Raw genomic sequence first — 17,123 nt, 5'->3', positions numbered from 1 at the left:
CGTCGGACGGCGGGCCCTGTTCACAGGGTCCGCCGTTCTCGCGTCCAGGCGACTCCCGGTCGGCGTCGGCTGCTCGTGCGAAGCTTGACGCGATGATCGCCTTCGCCGCCGCGCCCGCCACCGACTCCCCTGCCCCCGTCGAGTTCGACTGGGCCGCCTTCTGGGCGATGTGGGGCGTGCCGATCCGCATCCTCGCGATCGTCGTCGTCGCGGTGCTGCTGCGGGTCGCGCTGCACTTCATGATCCGCCGTGTGGTCGACCAGGTCGTCAGCGGCATCAAGCGCAAGCAGAACGTCGACGACACCCAGGCCCTGATCGCCTCGCCCCTGCAGGCGGTCCGCGTCGTGCAGCGCACGCGCACGCTCGGCAGCGTGCTGAACAACGTCGTCACGGTGCTGATCGCCGGCGTCGCGCTCGTCCTCGTGCTCGGCGAGCTGAACTTCGACGTCGTCGCCATCGTCGGCGCGGCCAGCGTCGTGGGCGCCGGCCTCGCGTTCGGCGCGCAGAACATCGTCAAAGACCTGCTGAACGGCATCTTCATGGTCGCGGAAGACCAGTTGGGGGTAGGCGACGTCGTGGACGTCGGCCCGGCGACCGGTGTCGTCGAGGCCGTGGGCATCCGCGTCACCCAGATCCGCGACGTCAACGGCGTGCTCTGGTTCGTCCGCAACGGCGAGATCCTCCGGGTCGGCAACATGTCCCAGGGCTGGACCCGGGTCGTCATCGATCTCGCCGTGCCCTACGAGGCCGACGTCGACGTCGTCCAGGCGGCGATGCTCAAGGCGGCCACCGACATGGCGGCGCTGCCGAAGTGGGGGCGCAGCATGATCGACGCCCCCGAGGTCTGGGGCCTGCAGTCGATCGCAGAAGAGCACGTCGTCATCCGCATCGTGTCCAAGACCCGGTCGTCCGAGCGCGACAACGTCGACCGCGAGCTCCGGTCGCGCCTCAAGAAGGCGACGGACGAGCTGGGCATCACGCTCCCCTCGCTCAGCAGCGTCGTCCTCACGGGCTTCGACGGCGCCTCCTCGGTGCAGGGCGCCCGCCCGCCGCAGACCGTGCCGACCCCGCACGTCCGACCCTCGAAGGGCAAGCGCTCGTGACCGACCTCCCCCTCGGCCCGCCTCCTGCGGGCGCCTCCCAGCCGATCACCCTGCGCAGCGGCGCGGGGCGTGACGACGCCCAGGGCAACTTCTGGCAGCAGATCGGCGGCCGGCCGACTTTCGAGCGGCTCGTCCGCCGCTTCTACGAGGGCGTGCAGACCGACGACGTGCTATGGCCTATGTACCCCGAGGGCGACCTCGAGGGCGCGATCCAGCGCCTCGCCGGGTTCCTCGAGCAGTACTGGGGCGGCCCGACCACGTACAGCGACGAGCGCGGCCACCCCCGGCTGCGGATGCGGCACATGCCGTTCACGGTCACGCCGGAGGCGCGCGACCGGTGGCTGCACCACATGCGCACCGCAGTCGACGAGCTCGAGCTCTCGCCGCTGCACGACGCGACGCTGTGGGCCTACCTCGACCGGGCGGCCCACGCCATGGTCAACGCCCCCGGCGCTTGACGAGGACGTGACCCCGGCTGGTCGTCAGGCGAGTCCAGGCACCCGTCTCGTACAGGGAGACGGCCTCGCCGTCGCCGAGGAAGCCGAGGCTGAGCGCGGCGAACGCCGCCCCGGCCGGCACGGCCTCGACGCCGTCGACCGGGCGCGACCAGACCTCTGACCGCACACGGTGCACGATCTGCTCGCCCGCGTTCTCGGGCAGGGCGGCGGCGATCTCGTCGATGCCCGCCGTGGCTGCGGCGTCCAGAGCCGACGCGTCGGCCGCACCCTGGGGCGACCAGCCGCCTCGGGGCGGCGAGATCGCTGCCCAGGTGACCGTCGCGACCTCGATCGGCAGGGTGACCGTCACGGGCGCGGTCGGGTCGACGACGTCGTTCTGCAGGCGGACGAGGCGCTCCTTGAGCGAGCGGACGGGCACCACCGCGTCGAACTCAGGGTCGTCGTCGAGCTGGAAGGTGCGGAGGCCCAGCACCGTCGGGCTCGAGTCGAGGAGCCCGAGCGGGTAGAAGACCGCCGCGTAGACGGCCAGGACGCCGGAGCCGGCGACGAGGCGCACGGAGCCGTCCTCGACCCGGCCGGCACGGCCGAGGAAGGTCGCGAGGTCGCTGAGGGACAGGGAATCAGGGAGGGCGAATGTACGGCTCATCGGCCCCCTAAACTACATCGGATGAGCGCCGATCCCCTGCAGAACCTGCTCGCCACCCTCGACCTCGCGCCGGCCGGCATCGTCGGCGGACAGGACGTCTTCACCGGCACGTCGCAGCCCGAGCCGCTCGGCCGCGTCTTCGGCGGCCAGGTCATGGCGCAGGCGCTCGTCGCCGCCCAGCGGACCATCGTCGGCGACCGGCCGGTCCACTCGCTGCACGGGTACTTCCTCCGACCGGGCGACCTCACCATCCCCATCACCTTCACGGTCGACCGCATCCACGACGGCCGGTCGTTCGCGACGCGACGGACCCAGGCGTCCCAGGACGGGCTGCCGATCTTCTCGATGATCGCCTCCTTCCAGACCCCCGACGACGGCCTCGAGCACCAGGTCGAGATGCCCGAGGGCCTGCCCGAGCCCGAGGACGTGCCGAGCGACGCCGAGCTGCTCGGCGCCGTCGACCATCCGATCGCCCAGGCCTGGGCGAGCGACCGCGCGTTCGACATGCGCCACGTGCCGTCGCCGGTCTACTTCAGCGTCGAGGGGGCACGCGTCGAGCACCAGGCCGTGTGGCTGCGCGCGACCGGGGCCCTGCCCGACGATCCGGACCTGCACCGCGCCTCCTTGCTCTACGCCAGCGACTACACGCTGCTCGAGCCGATCTACCGGCGCCACGGCGTGCCGCTCGTGACCCCCGGTCTCAAGGTGGCGAGCCTCGACCACGCGATGTGGTGGCACCGCCCGGCACGCGTCGACGAGTGGCTGCTCTACGTGCAGGAGTCGCCCACCGCCGTGGGCGGTCGGGGCCTCTCGCTCGGCCGCATCTACGACCGCTCGGGCACGCTCGTCGCGAGCGTCGCCCAGGAGGGGATGGTGCGGGTCCCCCGCGCCTGACCCGGAGCCGGGCTCAGCGACGACGGAACGTCAGCGGCTCCTCGACGAACGGCGTCCATGCGGCGCGCTCGTCGTCGGTGATGCGCCGTGGCGCGCCCGAGGCCGTGTCGACGAGGACGATCGACGTCGAGGCCTTCGTGTAGAGCACGGCGGGCTCGACCGTCGCGGGTGACCAGACCTCGTAGCAGACCTCGAGGCTGGCGCCGCCGAGACGGCCGATCCAGATCTGCACGTCGAGGGGCGCGCGGAGGTACGGCACCGGCACGAGGTACTCGAGCTCCTGACGTGCGATGAGCGTCATCGTCGCGGCGTCGGGCCGGCCGTCGAGCACGGCGGCGCCCGAGGTCTCGCCGACGGTGCCGTCCGAGACCCAGAACGCGTCGATGCGCGCCTCCTCGAGGAGGCGCAGCATCGACGCGTTGTTCACGTGCCGGTAGGCGTCCAGGTCGCTCCAGCGAACTCTGGTCGGCACGTGCAGGCGGGTCATCTCAGTCGCGCGTCAGCTTGCGGTACGTGGCGGAGCTGGGCTTCGCCGCGTCGGCGCCGAGACGCTCGATCTTGTTCTCCTCGTAGGACTCGAAGTTGCCCTCGAACCAGTACCAGTTCGGCGTGCCGTCGTCGTTCAGCCCCTCCCACGAGAGGATGTGCGTCGCGATCCGGTCGAGGAACCACCGGTCGTGGGTGATGACCACGGCACAGCCGGGGAACTCGAGCAGGGCGTTCTCGAGGCTGCCCAGGGTCTCGACGTCGAGGTCGTTGGTGGGCTCGTCGAGCAGGAGGAGGTTGCCGCCCTGCTTGAGGGTCAGGGCCAGGTTGAGGCGGTTGCGCTCACCGCCGGAGAGCACCCCGGCCTTCTTCTGCTGGTCGGGGCCCTTGAAGCCGAACTGCGAGACGTAGGCCCGCGAGGGGATCTCCGTCTTGCCGACCGTGATGTAGTCGTGGCCCTCGGACACGACCTCCCACAGGTTCTTGTTCGCGTCGATGCCGCCGCGGCTCTGGTCGACGTACGAGATGTCGACCGTCTCGCCGACCCGCAGGTCGCCGCCGTCGAGCGGCTCGAGGCCGACGATCGTCTTGAACAGCGTGGTCTTGCCGACGCCGTTCGGGCCGATGACGCCGACGATGCCGTTGCGGGGCAGGGTGAAGGTGAGGTCGTCGATCAGCACGCGCTCGCCGAACTGCTTGCGCAGCTTCTTCGCGTCGATGACCTGCGAGCCGAGGCGCGGCCCGACGGGGATCACGATCTCCTCGAAGTCGAGGACCCTGGTGCGCTCGGCCTCCGTCGCCATCTCTTCGTAGCGGGCGAGACGCGCCTTCGACTTGGCCTGGCGGCCCTTGGCGTTGCTGCGCACCCACTCGAGCTCGGAGGAGAGTCGCTTGGCGAGCTTGGCGTCTTTCTTGCCCTGCACCTGGAGGCGCTCGCCCTTCTTCTCGAGGTAGGTCGAGTAGTTGCCCTCGTAGGGGTAGAGGCGGCCGCGGTCGACCTCGGCGATCCACTCGGCGACGTGGTCGAGGAAGTACCGGTCGTGAGTCACGGCGAGGACGGCGCCGGGGTACTTGCTGAGGTGCTGCTCGAGCCAGAGCACGCTCTCGGCGTCGAGGTGGTTGGTGGGCTCGTCGAGGAGCAGCAGGTCGGGCTTCTGCAGCAGCAGCTTGCAGAGCGCGACACGGCGCTTCTCGCCGCCCGACAGGTTCGCGACCTCGGCGTCGCCCGGAGGCGTCCGGAGCGCCGACATGGCCTGCTCGAGCTGGGAGTCGAGATCCCACGCGTCGGCCGCGTCGATCTCCTCCTGCAGGGTGCCCATCTCGGCGAGCAGCGCGTCGAAGTCTGCGTCGGGCTCGGCCATCGCGGCCGACACCTCGTTGAAGCGGTCGAGCTTCTGCTTGATCGGGCCGACGCCCTCCTGCACGTTCTCGAGCACGGACTTGGTCTCGTCGAGCTCCGGCTCTTGCATGAGGATGCCGACGGTGTAGCCGGGCGAGAGCTTGGCCTCGCCGTTGCTGGGGGTGTCGAGCCCGGCCATGATCTTGAGGATCGTGGACTTGCCGGCTCCGTTGGGGCCGACGACGCCGATCTTGGCGCCGGGGATGAACGACATGGTCACGTCGTCGAGGATCAGCTTGTCGCCGACCGCCTTGCGGGCACGGACCATGGAGTAGATGTATTCGGCCATGCCCGGCAGTCTATCGGTGGGGGGCCGTCACCAGTCGATCGTGCGGGTGGTGCCCACCAGGCAGGAGCCTGTGCCGAGGACGGGCGCCACCTCGCTCGCGAACCCGGTCGCGCCGGTCTGCCCGACGAGGCAGTCGCTGCCCCAGAGCACCGAGAACTGCACGGTGTCGGCCGCGCGACCGATGGAGGTCGAGTCGGGCGTCACCTGCATGGCCGCCTTGTTGAAGCCGGCCGCCGTCAGCGTGTCGACGATCGTGCGGCCGTCACCTGCACCGCCGCCGTCGAGGTGGCGCGACACCGTCAGGTCGAAGAAGCCCTTGGCCTCGTCGGTCGTCGAGTCGGCCGTCAGCGTCGGGTCGGGCGCGGGCGTCGCGCCGTCCGTCGTCGGCACGGGGCTCGGGGCGGTCTCGCCCTGCGTGCAGCCTGCCAGGGCGACGGCGACGAGGACGACGACGCCCGCGCGCAGGGCGGCGAGTGGGGGACGGGTCACGGGGGGCCTTCCTCGGTTGGCCCGGTCAGGGCCGTGACGATCCTACGACGCGGGCCCGGACCGGGAGTCGCGGACGAGAGCCGGTCAGAAGGGCGGATCGCCCACCCGCACAGCGGGGTCGGCGGGGGCGACGGGATCGGCGGACACGGGGTCGCCGGCGGCGCCGGGCGGCGTCGGGCCTCGTTCGTCGAGGGCGGGGCTGCCGTCGCCGGCCCAGCCGCCGGCCGAGAGGGCAGGCGGGGAGACTGCCGCCTCGTCGCCGGGAGCGGTCGCGGAGTCGCCCACCGCACCTCCTCCGGTCGCCTCGGACGTGCCGGTGGGCGCCGCTGCGGCCGACGTCGACCGGGTGAAGGTCGACCGACCCCAGCGGAGGTCGTGGCCGATCGCGTCGGCGTCGACCTCGACGGTCGTGCCCGACTTGTCGCCGGCCTCCCACGCGCGGATCCGGAGTCGGCCGAGCACGACGACCCGTTCGCCCTTGTGGAGGCTCAGCCCCGCGTTGGCGCCGAGCACCCTGAACGCGGTGACGGTGTACCAGTTCGTGTCGCCGTCGACCCACTCGTCCTTGACGCGGTCGAAGCGCCGGTGGGTCGAGGCGAGCCTGAAACTGGCGATGTCGAGGCCGGCCTCGGTCGTGACGACGCGAGGGTCGGTGGCGATGATCCCGGTGAGGGTGATGGTGTCTGTCATGCGGGGAGTCTCACGGGACGGACCCGGTGCGCGGGCGGGCACCGCGCCTCCTTGTGGAGGGGGTGCCCGACCCGCCCGCACGGGGAGGGACGAACGCGGCCGCCCCGACGTGCTCAGTGCTCGCGGAACTCCGGGTAGTCGGCGCCCGGACCGAGGGCCGCGAAGAGCGCGCTCTTGGCCACGGCGAGTGTCGGGTACTCGCCGCTCTGCTCCGAACGCCCGGCGAGGCGGACCACGAAGCCGGCCCCGGTGCGCCCGATCGAGCCGACGGTCCCCGCGGGGCCGACGGCGACCCAGGTCTGGCCGGCGGACTCCCCGGCGTCGGTCGTGCTGGTCGTGCTGGTCGTGCTGGTCTGGTCGCTCATCGTCGAGCACCTTCCTCTCTGCAGTGCATCATCAAGCGCGCCGCGCAGCTGCGCGGCGCACGCTCAGGTCGCGAGCACCCACCTCGCGAAGCTCTTGCGGACCTTCGTCACCTTGGGCAGGGCAACTGCCGTGCAGTACCCCTGGCCCGGGTTCTTCTCGAAGAAGTCCTGGTGCTCGGGCTCGGCCTCGGTCCACTGGCCGAGGCGCTCGATCGTCGTGACGACCCCGCCGCCCCAGGTCTCGGCGGCACGGTCCCTGGCCGCCTCGAACAGCTCGGCCTGCTCGTCGTCGGCCGCGAACATCGCCGACCTGTACTGCGTGCCGACGTCGGCGCCCTGCCGGTCGAGCTGCCGTGGGTCGTGCAGCGTGAAGAACACGTCGAGCACCACGTCGCACGGGAGCACCTCGGGATCGAAGGTCACCTCAACGGCCTCGGCGTGCCCGGTCGTCCCCGTGCAGACGTCGTCGTACGAGGGATGCGCCGTGCGGCCGCCGGTGTAGCCGGACACGACCGACGAGACGCCGTCGAGGGTGCGGAAGACCGCGTCGAGGCACCAGAAGCAGCCGCCGGCGAGCACGAACGTGGTCATGTCGGCGAGGGTACTCCCGCCCTAGGCTGACCACATGAGATCACCCTTCACTCCCTACGTCGCCGACGACGAGCGGTACTCGAAGCTGGACTACGTCCGCACCGGGCGCAGCGGCCTCAAGCTGCCCCGCATCTCCCTCGGCCTCTGGAACAACTTCGGCACCGACCGCGCCCTCGAGACGCAGCGCGACATCGTGCTCCGCGCCTTCGACCGCGGCGTCACCCACTTCGACCTCGCGAACAACTACGGGCCGCCCTACGGCTCGGCCGAGGAGCAGTTCGGCCGCATCCACGCGGCGAACCTGGTGCCCTACCGCGACGAGCTCGTGATCTCCACGAAGGCCGGCTACGACATGCGCCCCGGCCCCTACGGCGACGGCGGCTCGCGCAAGTACCTGCTCAACTCGCTCGAGGCCAGCCTCGAGCGCACCGGCCTCGACTACGTCGACGTGTTCTACTCGCACCGCCCCGACCCCGAGACGCCGATCGAGGAGACGATGGGCGCCCTCGCGACGGCCGTGCACCAGGGCAAGGCGCTCTACGCGGGCATCTCGAACTACGGCCCCGAGCAGACCCAGGCCGCGATAGACGCGCTCGCCGACGAGGGCGTCCCGCTGCTCATCCACCAGCCGCGCTACAACATGTTCGACCGCGCGCCCGAGCGGGGCCTGTTCGACACCCTGCTCGAGAACGGCGTCGGCTCGATCGTCTTCTCGCCGCTCGCCGGCGGCCTGCTGACGGGCCGCTACCTCTCGGGCAAGGCCCCGGCCGGGTCGCGTGCCGCCGAGGGCCGCTGGTTCACCGAGGACGCCCTGGACGAGACCTACCTCGAGCGCGTGCGCGGGCTGAACGAGATCGCGGAGGCGCGCGGCCAGTCGCTCGCCCAGCTCGCCCTGACCTGGGTGCTGCGCCAGCCGGCCGTGACGAGCGCGCTCATCGGCGCGTCGTCGGTCGAGCAGCTCGACGACAGCCTCGACGCCCTGCACGGCGCGGCGCTGAGCGACGACGAGATCGCCGCCGTCGAGCCGTTCGCGGTGGACGGCACCGACCGCTGAGACACGACGGGCCCTCGCGGGCCCGGCTCCGCCCGCAGCCCGTTCCCTCGAGGGAGCGGGCTGCGTCGTCGATGTCGGTGGTCGTCCGTAGCGTCGTGCTCGTCCTCGACAGCATCGGCCGGATGACCCTCAGGAGCACGACGTGACCCTCACGAGCACCACGACCACCAGCCCCGTCGACACCATCAGCCCCCTCGACACCCGCGCGCTCGCGCCGAGCCTCCCTGGGCGCATCGCGCCCGAGCCCCTGACCGAGGCTCGCGGCGGCCTCCGCCTCGTGCAGGTCCGCGACGACCTCGCTAGGGTCACCCGGGCCGGGGGCGTGGTGCTCGGCTACGTGGAGCGGGTCGACGATCCGCTCGGCGACCGCTGGCGGGCCAAGCGCTTCGTCGCCCGTGAGCGTCGGTTCGTCGAGATCGGCGAGTTCTGGAGCCGGTCCGACGCGACGGACTGCTTCCGCTTCGCCTGAGCACGCTGAACGGCGCGCGACACGCTCGGCGGCCCTCCTGTCGGCGCCCCTGCGACCTTCGACCTCAGCTGTAGAGTTCGCCGCATGCAGTGGTGGAACAGCTTCGTGGAGTGGGCGTCGTCGGACGCCGGGTGGCGCATCGTCAGCGGGGCCGTCGTGCCCTTCGTGGCGATCGTCCTGGCAGGCGTGATCGCCGCCCTGATCGGCCGCGCGGCCATGCGCCGCGTGGTGGCGATGCACGAGGACGAGGCGAAGGCCACGGCGGTCGCCGGCATCGTCTCGGCTGCGCGCAAGGCGGCGATCTGGAGCTCGCTCGGGCCGGAGGAGCGCGCCTACGCCGACCACCTCGCCCAGGAGAGCGAAGTGCGGCTCCGCCTCCTGCCGGTCTCCGGGGCCGGCACGGCGGCCAGCTGGGCCGAGCACGAGATCGCCGAGCTCAAGCGGAACTCCGCCAGCTTCAGCTACGAGTCGGGGCACGCTCTCGACGAGCTGCGCGACCGACTTGTCGAGTGGCAGAACAAGCCCGGCCGTGCGAAGAAGCTCTTCAAGGCCGACCTCGAGCGGTGGAGCTACGAGGAGGCGGACGTCGACAAGGGCCTCGACGCTCGTCAGAAGGCCTGGGACGCGGAGCAGGCGGCCACGGCGTCCCACGAGTCGCGACCGACCAGGTCGGCGCAGCCCGCGCAGTCGACGCAACCGGCCGCGCCGGCCTACGAGCAGTGGCGTGCACCGGTCTCCCCCTCGACGCGTCCCGCCGACGAGCCGACCCCGGCTCGCGAGACCCGCACGACGGCGGTCGTGACCTCGTCGTCTGACGACGACACGGACGTCGACCCGGACACGACGTCGTACGGCCAGCAGGTCAGCGCCCAGGACGTCCGTCGCCGGACCACGCCCGACGCCTGATCTTCACATCACGGTGCCCTCGGCAGGAATCGAACCTGCGACCAAGAGATGAGAAGCACCACGTGGATCACGTCACGGTGCCCTCGGCAGGAATCGAACCTGCGACCAAGAGATGAGAAGCACCACGTGGATCACGTCACGGTGCCCTCGGCAGGAATCGAACCTGCGACCAAGAGATGAGAAGCACCACGTGGATCACGTCACGGTGCCCTCGGCAGGAATCGAACCTGCGACCAAGAGATTAGAAGGCTCCTGCTCTATCCGCTGAGCTACGAGGGCGTGCCCCCACGATAGCGCGTGGGCTCGGTCCGCCCGGGCGGCGACGCCGTCAGACCGCGAGGGCCAGTGCGCTCAGCACCTGGTCGAGCCGCGGCGCGCCCGCCGCACGGAACACCTCGGTGCCGCCGTCGGTCAGCACGACCATCGTCGGCGTGCTCGTGATGCCCCGCGCCTCGGCCTGGTCGGCACGCGCGGCGACGTCCGCCTCGTCGACCACGAGGGCAGGGACGAGGGCCTGGGCCTCGGCCACGACGGCGCGGGCCGCGTGGCAGGGAGCACAGAAAGCGGACGTGTACAGCTCGAGCTTCATGGCCGGGACAACGAGGAGGCGCGGGGGAATGTTCCCCGCGCCTCCTCGTCTCGCGTCGACTCCCTGCGGAGCCGACGTCCTGCCTCAGTTGTCGAGGTCGTCGTTGCGGTCCTCGGGGTCCTCGACCGGGTCACTGTCCTTCTCGTCGAGCGAGTAATGGACCTGCAGCTGCTCGCCGACCGTCTTCGCCTCGCCGGCCGTGTAGACGAAGCCCGTCTCGAGGCCGTCGATCAGGACGTAGTCGACGATCTCCTCGTCGTAGGAGCCGTTGGTGCTGATGCGCGTGTCGGTCCGGCCGTCGCTCGGGCCGCCCTCGAAGAAGACGACGTACTCGGATCCCTCGGCCACGGTGGGCTTGCTGTCTGTCATTGTGCCGTTCTACCAGGAGGCACCGACCCGGCACCCAGATTGGTCGCGCCGCCCCCGCCGCCGTCCGCCCGGAGACGAGAACCGTCACTCATATTGCCAAGCTATATAGATTGGCTATACAGTTGCCGGATGACTTCACAGCCGACCGACATCCTGGAGAACCTCCTGACGTCGACCCATCGCCTGACGCGGATCGCCGCGCAGGAGACCGGCCGCACGACCTCGCCCGCCGTCTGGCGCACCCTCGCGATCCTCACGACCGACGGCTCGATGCGCGTCGGCGACCTGGCCAGGACGAGCCGCGTCAGCCAGCCGACGATGACCAAGCTCATCCACGGCCTGGCCGACGACGAGCTCGTCCGCCGCATCGCCGACGTCGACGACTCCCGCGCCTGGCTCATCGCCATCACCCCCAAGGGCACGGAGGCGCTGGCCGAGTGGAAGGGCCAGCTCGCGACCGCGCTCGGCCACCTCTTCGACGACCTCGACGACGACGAGTGGCGCGTGCTCGACCACGCCGCCCAGCTGCTCAGCACCCGCGTCGCGTCCGAGGCGGTGTCCGCGTGAGCGCCGCGACCCACGGCACAGCCGCGAGCACCGGCACCGCGAAGCCGAGCATCCTCAGGCAGCCGACCGCCGTCTGGGCCATCGCCTTCGCCTGTGTCGTCGCCTTCATGGGCATCGGCCTCGTCGACCCGATCCTCCCCGCCATCGCCGAGTCGCTGAAGGCGACCCCGACGCAGACCGAGCTGCTCTTCACCAGCTACCTGGCCGTCACCGGCATCGCGATGTTCTTCACCAGCTGGGTCTCGAGCCGCCTCGGGGCCAAGAAGACCCTCATGATCGGCCTCGCCCTGATCGTCGTCTTCGCCGTTCTCGCGGCCACGAGCGGCGACGTGTGGGAGGTCATCGGCTTCCGCGCCGGCTGGGGCCTCGGCAACGCCCTCTTCATCTCGACCGCGCTCGCGACGATCGTGGGCGCCGCCTCCGGGGGCACCGCCTCCGCCATCATCCTGTACGAGGCCGCCCTCGGCCTCGGCATCGCTATCGGTCCCCTCATCGGCGGCCTGCTGGGCTCTGTGAGCTGGCGCGGACCGTTCTTCGGCGTCACCGTGCTGATGGCGATCGCGTTCATCGCCATCGCGGTCTTCCTCAAGGGCGGCGCGATCGAGAAGCCGACGCCCACGAGGCTGTCGGCGCCGTTCCGCGCCCTGGCCGTGCCGGCCCTCGGCACCCTCGCGGCGACCGCGTTCTTCTACAACATCGGCTTCTTCGTCCTGCTGGCATACACCCCGTACCCGCTCGGCTTCGGCGCCATGGGCATCGGCCTCACCTTCTTCGGCTGGGGCGTCGGCCTCGCGATCACCTCCGTGTGGGTCGCCCCGCTGCTGACCGCCCGGATGAAGCGGACGACGGTGCTGCGCATCGCCCTGCCCCTGCTGACGCTCGACCTGCTCGCGGCGGCGCTGTTCGTCGGGACGCCCGCGGCGCTCGTCACCTGCGTCGTCGTCGGCGGCCTCGTGCTGGGCGTGCTCAACACGGTGCTCACCGAGAGCGTGATGGAGGCGACCGACCTGCCCCGCTCGGTGGCATCGAGCGCGTACTCGGCCGTGCGGTTCCTCGGCGGCGCGATCGCCCCGCCCGTGGCCACGCTCCTCGCCGACAGCATCGCGCCGAGCGCCGCCTACGTCTTCGCCGCCGCGAGCGTCGCCGTCGGCCTCGTGATCATCCTCGCCGGGCGTCGTGCCCTGCGCCGCGTCGACGACGGCCCCGAGTCGACCCGCGTCGAGGCCGAGGCGATCTCGGTCGGCGAGGTCTCGTAGACGCGACCCGCGCGCCCGGCCCGGCCCGCGCCTCCCCCGCCGATGAGACAAGGAGGCGCGGGCCGGGCCGTGTCGGAGGCCCGGACTAGAGTGGCGGCATGGCTACGACGAACGACCGACTGGTGTGGATCGACTGCGAGATGACGGGTCTCGACATCGCCGTCGACGAGCTGGTCGAGGTGGCCGTCGTCGTCACCGACTTCGACCTCGTGCCCGTGCACCCCGGCTTCACCATCGTCATCAAGCCCGACCAGTCCGCCCTCGACAACATGGGCGACTTCGTCACCGAGATGCACACCACCTCGGGCCTCATCGACGAGATCCCGAACGGCGTCAGCCTCGCCGAGGCCGAGTACGAGGTGCTCGAGTACATCCTCAAGTACGTCCCCACCGAGCAGCACGCGCCCCTGGCCGGCAACACCATCGGCACCGACCGCGCTTTCCTCGCCAAGTACATGCCGCGCGTCGACGGCCACCTGCACTACCGCAGCGTCGACGTCTCGTCGATCAAGGAGCTCGCTCGGCGCTGGTTCCCCCGCGTCTACTTCAACGCGCCGCAGAAGCACGGCGGCCACCGAGCCCTCGCCGACATCCTCGAGTCGATCCGCGAGCTCGAGTACTACCGCCGCGCCGGCTTCGTCGCCGACCCCGGCCCCACCACCGACGACGTCCAGGCGATCTCGAGGGCCGTCGTGGACGAATGGGCCTCCCGGCTGTAGTAGAGTCTTCTCGTTGCGATCGCTCCGGCAGTCGCGCATGGTGGGTATAGCTCAGCTGGTAGAGCGCCTGGTTGTGGTCTAGGAGGCCGCGGGTTCAAGCCCCGTTACTCACCCCAATGGAAAGGCCCTGCCCTACTCGGCAGGGCTTTTTGGGGTTTCCGGTGCCTTCTGGTCTTCGACGCGTTCCGCGTCGAAGACGTCGTCGGTGGCCGGGCAGGTGCATCGGTGGAGAGCACCCTCGCTTCGCTCGTTGCGGCGCTGACGCGAGTCGCTACTCGAGAGCGACAAGGCGGCGTGATGTTCTGCGGTGGTTCGTCGCTTTGATGGAGGCACCCCGGCGCACGCGGTGGTGGACGCGCGTGGCTGCGTGGCGTCGAGGGCGGGTCGTTTGCGTCGAGGGCGGGTCGGCGGCTACCCGCCCTCGCGGCAGGCGACCCGCCCTCGGCGCTCAGGGGGCGTGTGGGACGCTGGGCCGGTGGACGACGAGAGAGCTGACGGCGCGGCGGCGGCGGGCATCGACCCGGCGACGCTGAGCCTCGCCCGGTTCGACGAACTCGTCGTGGCCGAGCTCGACGAGCTGCCCGACGACATGGTCGACGGCCTCGACAACGTCGTCTTCGTCACCGACGACCGCCCCGAGGACGGCTCCCTCGACCTCCTCGGCCTCTACGACGGCGTCGCCCTCACCGAGCGCGGCACGTACGGCTTCGGCGAGCTGCCCGACCGGATCATCCTCTACCGCGAGCCGCACCTCGCCGTCGTCGACGACGAGGACGAACTGCGCGACGAGATCCACGTGACGCTCGTGCACGAGATCGCGCACTTCTACGGCATCGACGACGACCAGCTGCACGAGCTCGGCTGGGCCTAGCCCTCCGAGCCGCCGACCGTGACGCCGCGTCCGACGTCGACGACGACGTCCGCGAGGCGGCGCGGGCCGTCGACCGCGAGGTGCCGCTCCTCCTGCTCGGCCCAGATGTCCCACCACGGCTCGTAGGTCGCGCCGTCGCGCCGCAGCGCCCGGGCTCGCCGCGTCTCGTCGTCGAGGTCGAGCCAGACGCGCAGCGTCGCCAGGGCCGAGGAGGCGCGGGTCAGCGCCCCGGCGCCCTCGACGACCAGCGAGACGGCCGGGTCGAGCGTCCGCCGCTCCCCCGGCACGCCGGCCTGCCAGTCCCACGTGGTCCACCCCGGGTCCGCCGCCGCGAGGATCGTCGACTCGACCACCCGTGACGCCGCCTCGAGCCCGTGCCAGCCCGGGTACACGTCGTCGAGGTGGACGAGCTGCACGGGGCCGAGCTGGTCGACGGGCCAGGCCGCGACCAGGCGGCGAGCCAGCGTGGTCTTTCCCGAGCCCGACCGGCCGTCGATCAGCAGCACGACGCGGTCATGGCCGACCCGCGCCTCCTTCGCCCTCGTCAGCAGGTCGACGACGACACGACGCGCGTCGGCGTCGGGCTGGCCCACGTCGGCCGCCCCCTCCTCAGGCAAGGACGAACTCCCACGTCCCGGCGAGCACTGCCGCGGTGACAGCGGCCGCCGCGATGAGCACGCCGATCACGACCATCACGGCGTCCCGGAGCCCCACGGTCGACGGGCGGGCCCAGGTGCGCGCCGTGTCCGAGCCGAAGCCCTTCGCCTCCATCGCCGTCGCGAGCTTGCTCCCGCGCCGCACCGACAGGACGAGCAGCGCGAACGCCTGCCCGGCGAGCCGGCGGGCGGCGGCGACCGGGCCCCGAGCGTCGGCGACGCCCCGCGCCCGACGGGCGAGGGCGAGCTGCCGCCAGTCGTCCGCGAAGAGCCCGGCGAGCCGGAGCCCCGCGAGGCCGCCGAGCACGAAGCGCGACGGCAGCCGCAGCACCTGCGCGAGGCCGTCGGCGAGGTCGGTGGGGTCGGTCGTGGCGAGCAGGACGATGCCCGGGATGCCGACCGCGAGGATGCGCAGGCCGATCGCGAAGGCGAGCGAGACCGACCCCTCCGTCACGCTCATCCACCAGAACTGCAGCAGCACGACACCGTCGTCGCGGCCGTAGAGCACCATGACGACGACCGACATCGGTGCGGCGATCCAGAGCGGCGCGGTCCGCCGGAGCAGCTGTCTCGCCGACAGCCCCGCCCAGGGCAGGAGCAGCAGCTCGAGCCCGAGAGCCACCCCCGCCGAGACCCAGTCGATCGAGAGCAGCAGCACCACGGAGACGACGAGCGCCGCGAGCAGCTTCGCGACGGGGTTGACCCGGCCGACGACTCGGTCCGTCTCGACCGCCTCGAGCAGGCTCATGCTGCCGCCCCGGCCCCGGCCCCGGCCCCGGCCGACGGCTGTCGCTCGAGGACGACCACGTCGTCAGCCAGCGCGGCGACGAACTCGGCGTCGTGCGTGACCGCGACGACGCTGCGGCCCTCGTCGACGAGGGCCGCCAGGAGGGCGACCAGCTCACGCCAGGTGCGCGCGTCCTGCCCGAAGGTGGGCTCGTCGAGCACGAGGAGGCGCGGGCGCGACGCGAGGACGGTCGCCACCGAGAGACGCCGCTTCTCGCCCCCGGACAGCGTGAACGGGTTCGCGCCGGCGAGGTGATCCAGCCGGAGGCGCGCCAGGAGCTCGTCGACGCGCTCGGCGACCTGCGCGGCCGGCTCGCCGAGCGCCTCCGGCCCGACCGCCAGCTCGCGACGCACCGTGGGGGTGAGGAACTGGTGCTCCGGGTCCTGGAAGACGGTGCCGACCCGCGTGAGCAGCTCGCGCGAGCGCCACCGCACGGGCACGGCGCCGGCGCCGGCGGCGAGCTCGGCCGTGGCACGCAGCTCGCCCGAGACCGGGGCGAGCAGGCCGGCGAGCGTCAGGGCGAGCGTCGACTTGCCCGCGCCGTTCGCGCCGGTGACGGCCAGCGTGCGGGCGTCGTGGATCGTCAGGTCGAGGTTCGAGGCGACGGCACGGCCGCGCGGGCCGCGGTGTCCGACGGCCAGCGCGGTCGCCTCCAACAGCGGTCCGCGAGAGGAGGCGCGGCGACGCACGGGCGGCTCGAGCGCGACCCCGGGGACCCACACCCCCGCCTCCGTGAGCCGTCCGCGCTGCCGGTCGAGCACCTCCTCGGGGGCGCCGTCGGCGAGGACTCCCCCGCCGGCGGCGAGCACGACGACGCGGTCGACGACGGGCAGCCAGACCGAGACGCGGTGCTCGACGACGACGAGCGTCGCGCCGGTCCGCTCGGCGACCCGGGCGACGGCGTCGCGCACCTCGACGACGCCCTCGGGATCGAGGTTCGCCGTCGGCTCGTCGAGCAGCACGAGCCCCGGTCGCATCGCGAGGGCGCCCGCGAGCGCGAGGCGCTGCTTCTGCCCGCCGCTGAGCTGGGCGGTCGGCCACGAGCGCGGCAGGTCGAGCCCGACCGCGTCGAGGGCGTCGTCGACACGGCGCCAGGTCTCGTCGCGCGGGACGCCGATGTTCTCGCAGCCGAAGGCCACGTCGTCACCGACGCGGGCGAGAACGACCTGCGAGTCGGGATCCTGCAGCACCAGACCGACCCGGCCGCGCTGCTCGGCCGGGGGTCGCCCGTCGACGAGCAGCTCGCCGCGGGCGTCGCCCTCGTCGTCGCCGCCGAGCACGCCGGCGAGCCCGGCCAGCAGCGTCGACTTGCCGGCCCCGGAGGCGCCGAGCACCAGCACGCGCTCACCCGGCTCGATGACCAGGTCGAGCTCGGACACCGCAGGGCGAAGGCGACCGGCGTGCCGCCACCCCCAGCCGCGGGCGTCGACCCGGGCGCCGGAGGAGGCGGTCACGTCGTCGAGGCCGCGC

General features: G+C 72.0%; 22 protein-coding genes and 2 tRNA genes. 11 read left to right on the top strand and 13 right to left on the bottom strand.

Annotated features, from left to right (window positions below; all coding sequences use genetic code 11):
- Positions 1–92 precede the first annotated feature (92 nt).
- Together ES689_RS11520 and ES689_RS11515 are read left to right on the top strand one after the other, a co-directional pair.
- Positions 93–1,103: a mechanosensitive ion channel family protein gene (locus tag ES689_RS11520; RefSeq protein WP_223269558.1), complete on the top strand. Its 1,011-nt coding sequence runs from the start codon at positions 93–95 to the stop codon at positions 1,101–1,103.
- Positions 1,104–1,153: 50 nt separating this feature from the next.
- Complete coding sequence (locus ES689_RS11515) at positions 1,154–1,561, top strand: globin (protein ID WP_146904952.1); 408 nt, start codon at positions 1,154–1,156, stop codon at positions 1,559–1,561.
- On the opposite strand, the gene ES689_RS11510 is transcribed toward ES689_RS11515, so the two are convergent.
- Positions 1,542–2,207, bottom strand: a complete 666-nt coding sequence (locus ES689_RS11510) for a hypothetical protein (RefSeq protein WP_146904452.1) — start codon at positions 2,205–2,207, stop codon at positions 1,542–1,544. The genes ES689_RS11515 and ES689_RS11510 overlap by 20 nt on opposite strands.
- A gap of 21 nt (positions 2,208–2,228) precedes the next feature.
- On the opposite strand from ES689_RS11510, the gene ES689_RS11505 reads away from it, so the two are divergent.
- The gene (locus ES689_RS11505; protein ID WP_146904450.1) at positions 2,229–3,101 is read left to right on the top strand and encodes an acyl-CoA thioesterase II; all 873 of its coding nucleotides are present in this window, start codon (positions 2,229–2,231) and stop codon (positions 3,099–3,101) included.
- A gap of 13 nt (positions 3,102–3,114) precedes the next feature.
- On the opposite strand, the gene ES689_RS11500 is transcribed toward ES689_RS11505, so the two are convergent.
- From ES689_RS11500 to msrA, 6 genes are all read right to left on the bottom strand, one after another.
- A complete protein-coding gene (locus ES689_RS11500; RefSeq protein WP_146904448.1) occupies positions 3,115–3,588 on the bottom strand; it encodes a thioesterase family protein in 474 nt (157 codons plus the stop codon).
- A gap of 1 nt (position 3,589) precedes the next feature.
- Positions 3,590–5,275: an energy-dependent translational throttle protein EttA gene (ettA, locus tag ES689_RS11495; protein ID WP_123548364.1), complete on the bottom strand. Its 1,686-nt coding sequence runs from the start codon at positions 5,273–5,275 to the stop codon at positions 3,590–3,592.
- Positions 5,276–5,302: 27 nt separating this feature from the next.
- On the bottom strand, positions 5,303–5,764 hold the full coding sequence (locus ES689_RS11490) for a hypothetical protein (protein WP_146904446.1): 462 nt from the start codon (positions 5,762–5,764) through the stop codon (positions 5,303–5,305).
- 84 nt (positions 5,765–5,848) lie between these two features.
- Complete coding sequence (locus ES689_RS15910; protein ID WP_146904444.1) at positions 5,849–6,454, bottom strand: single-stranded DNA-binding protein; 606 nt, start codon at positions 6,452–6,454, stop codon at positions 5,849–5,851.
- Between the two features lie 113 nt (positions 6,455–6,567).
- Complete coding sequence (locus ES689_RS11480; RefSeq protein ID WP_146904442.1) at positions 6,568–6,819, bottom strand: methyltransferase; 252 nt, start codon at positions 6,817–6,819, stop codon at positions 6,568–6,570.
- 63 nt (positions 6,820–6,882) lie between these two features.
- Positions 6,883–7,410 carry a peptide-methionine (S)-S-oxide reductase MsrA gene (gene msrA / locus ES689_RS11475; RefSeq protein WP_146904440.1) on the bottom strand — a complete coding sequence of 176 codons (528 nt, stop codon included), beginning with the start codon at positions 7,408–7,410 and terminating at the stop codon, positions 6,883–6,885.
- Between the two features lie 34 nt (positions 7,411–7,444).
- Here msrA and ES689_RS11470 point away from each other — a divergent pair, with 34 nt between their 5' ends.
- The 3 genes from ES689_RS11470 to ES689_RS11460 all read left to right on the top strand — a co-directional run bounded on the left by ES689_RS11470 (position 7,445) and on the right by ES689_RS11460 (position 9,839).
- The gene (locus ES689_RS11470) at positions 7,445–8,464 is read left to right on the top strand and encodes an aldo/keto reductase (RefSeq protein ID WP_146904437.1); all 1,020 of its coding nucleotides are present in this window, start codon (positions 7,445–7,447) and stop codon (positions 8,462–8,464) included.
- A gap of 142 nt (positions 8,465–8,606) precedes the next feature.
- The gene (locus ES689_RS11465; protein WP_223269557.1) at positions 8,607–8,933 is read left to right on the top strand and encodes a hypothetical protein; all 327 of its coding nucleotides are present in this window, start codon (positions 8,607–8,609) and stop codon (positions 8,931–8,933) included.
- A gap of 84 nt (positions 8,934–9,017) precedes the next feature.
- The gene (locus ES689_RS11460; RefSeq protein ID WP_146904434.1) at positions 9,018–9,839 is read left to right on the top strand and encodes a hypothetical protein; all 822 of its coding nucleotides are present in this window, start codon (positions 9,018–9,020) and stop codon (positions 9,837–9,839) included.
- Between the two features lie 206 nt (positions 9,840–10,045).
- Here ES689_RS11460 and ES689_RS11455 read toward each other — a convergent pair.
- The 3 genes from ES689_RS11455 to ES689_RS11445 all read right to left on the bottom strand — a co-directional run bounded on the left by ES689_RS11455 (position 10,046) and on the right by ES689_RS11445 (position 10,797).
- A tRNA-Arg gene (locus ES689_RS11455) sits at positions 10,046–10,118 on the bottom strand.
- A 49-nt stretch (positions 10,119–10,167) separates the two neighbouring features.
- Positions 10,168–10,428, bottom strand: coding sequence for a thioredoxin family protein (locus ES689_RS11450; RefSeq protein ID WP_146904432.1), 261 nt, complete (start codon positions 10,426–10,428; stop codon positions 10,168–10,170).
- 84 nt (positions 10,429–10,512) lie between these two features.
- Positions 10,513–10,797, bottom strand: coding sequence for an oligoribonuclease (locus ES689_RS11445; RefSeq protein WP_146904429.1), 285 nt, complete (start codon positions 10,795–10,797; stop codon positions 10,513–10,515).
- Positions 10,798–10,926: 129 nt separating this feature from the next.
- On the opposite strand from ES689_RS11445, the gene ES689_RS11440 reads away from it, so the two are divergent.
- The 5 genes from ES689_RS11440 (at position 10,927) to ES689_RS11420 (ending at position 14,210) form a co-directional block, all read left to right on the top strand.
- Positions 10,927–11,364 carry a MarR family winged helix-turn-helix transcriptional regulator gene (locus ES689_RS11440; protein ID WP_146904426.1) on the top strand — a complete coding sequence of 146 codons (438 nt, stop codon included), beginning with the start codon at positions 10,927–10,929 and terminating at the stop codon, positions 11,362–11,364.
- Positions 11,361–12,620: an MFS transporter gene (locus ES689_RS11435; protein ID WP_146904423.1), complete on the top strand. Its 1,260-nt coding sequence runs from the start codon at positions 11,361–11,363 to the stop codon at positions 12,618–12,620. Before ES689_RS11440 ends, ES689_RS11435 begins: the two co-directional genes overlap by 4 nt.
- A 98-nt stretch (positions 12,621–12,718) precedes the next feature.
- Positions 12,719–13,339 (top strand): oligoribonuclease, encoded by a 621-nt coding sequence (gene orn / locus ES689_RS11430; protein WP_146904419.1) that lies wholly within the window; start codon positions 12,719–12,721, stop codon positions 13,337–13,339.
- 40 nt (positions 13,340–13,379) lie between these two features.
- Positions 13,380–13,455, top strand: a tRNA-His gene (locus ES689_RS11425).
- A gap of 473 nt (positions 13,456–13,928) precedes the next feature.
- Positions 13,929–14,210 carry a metallopeptidase family protein gene (locus ES689_RS11420; RefSeq protein WP_146904946.1) on the top strand — a complete coding sequence of 94 codons (282 nt, stop codon included), beginning with the start codon at positions 13,929–13,931 and terminating at the stop codon, positions 14,208–14,210.
- Here the strand turns inward: ES689_RS11420 and ES689_RS11415 are convergent.
- The 3 genes from ES689_RS11415 to ES689_RS11405 are packed head-to-tail and all read right to left on the bottom strand — an operon-like array spanning position 14,207 to position 17,107.
- Positions 14,207–14,827, bottom strand: coding sequence for an ATP-binding protein (locus tag ES689_RS11415; RefSeq protein WP_223269556.1), 621 nt, complete (start codon positions 14,825–14,827; stop codon positions 14,207–14,209). The genes ES689_RS11420 and ES689_RS11415 overlap by 4 nt on opposite strands.
- On the bottom strand, positions 14,820–15,614 hold the full coding sequence (locus ES689_RS11410; protein WP_146904416.1) for an energy-coupling factor transporter transmembrane protein EcfT: 795 nt from the start codon (positions 15,612–15,614) through the stop codon (positions 14,820–14,822). The genes ES689_RS11415 and ES689_RS11410 overlap by 8 nt, the downstream gene beginning before the upstream one ends.
- Entirely contained in the window at positions 15,611–17,107 is a 1,497-nt protein-coding gene (locus ES689_RS11405) for an ABC transporter ATP-binding protein (protein WP_223269555.1), read from the bottom strand. The genes ES689_RS11410 and ES689_RS11405 overlap by 4 nt, the downstream gene beginning before the upstream one ends.
- Positions 17,108–17,123: the final 16 nt, after the last annotated feature.

The organism is Frigoribacterium sp. ACAM 257, assembly GCF_007954365.1.
In the GTDB taxonomy this organism is placed as follows: Bacteria; Actinomycetota; Actinomycetes; order Actinomycetales; family Microbacteriaceae; genus Frigoribacterium.
Note: the sequence above shows the minus strand (reverse complement) of the source record. Positions and strands in the feature narration are given on the sequence as shown.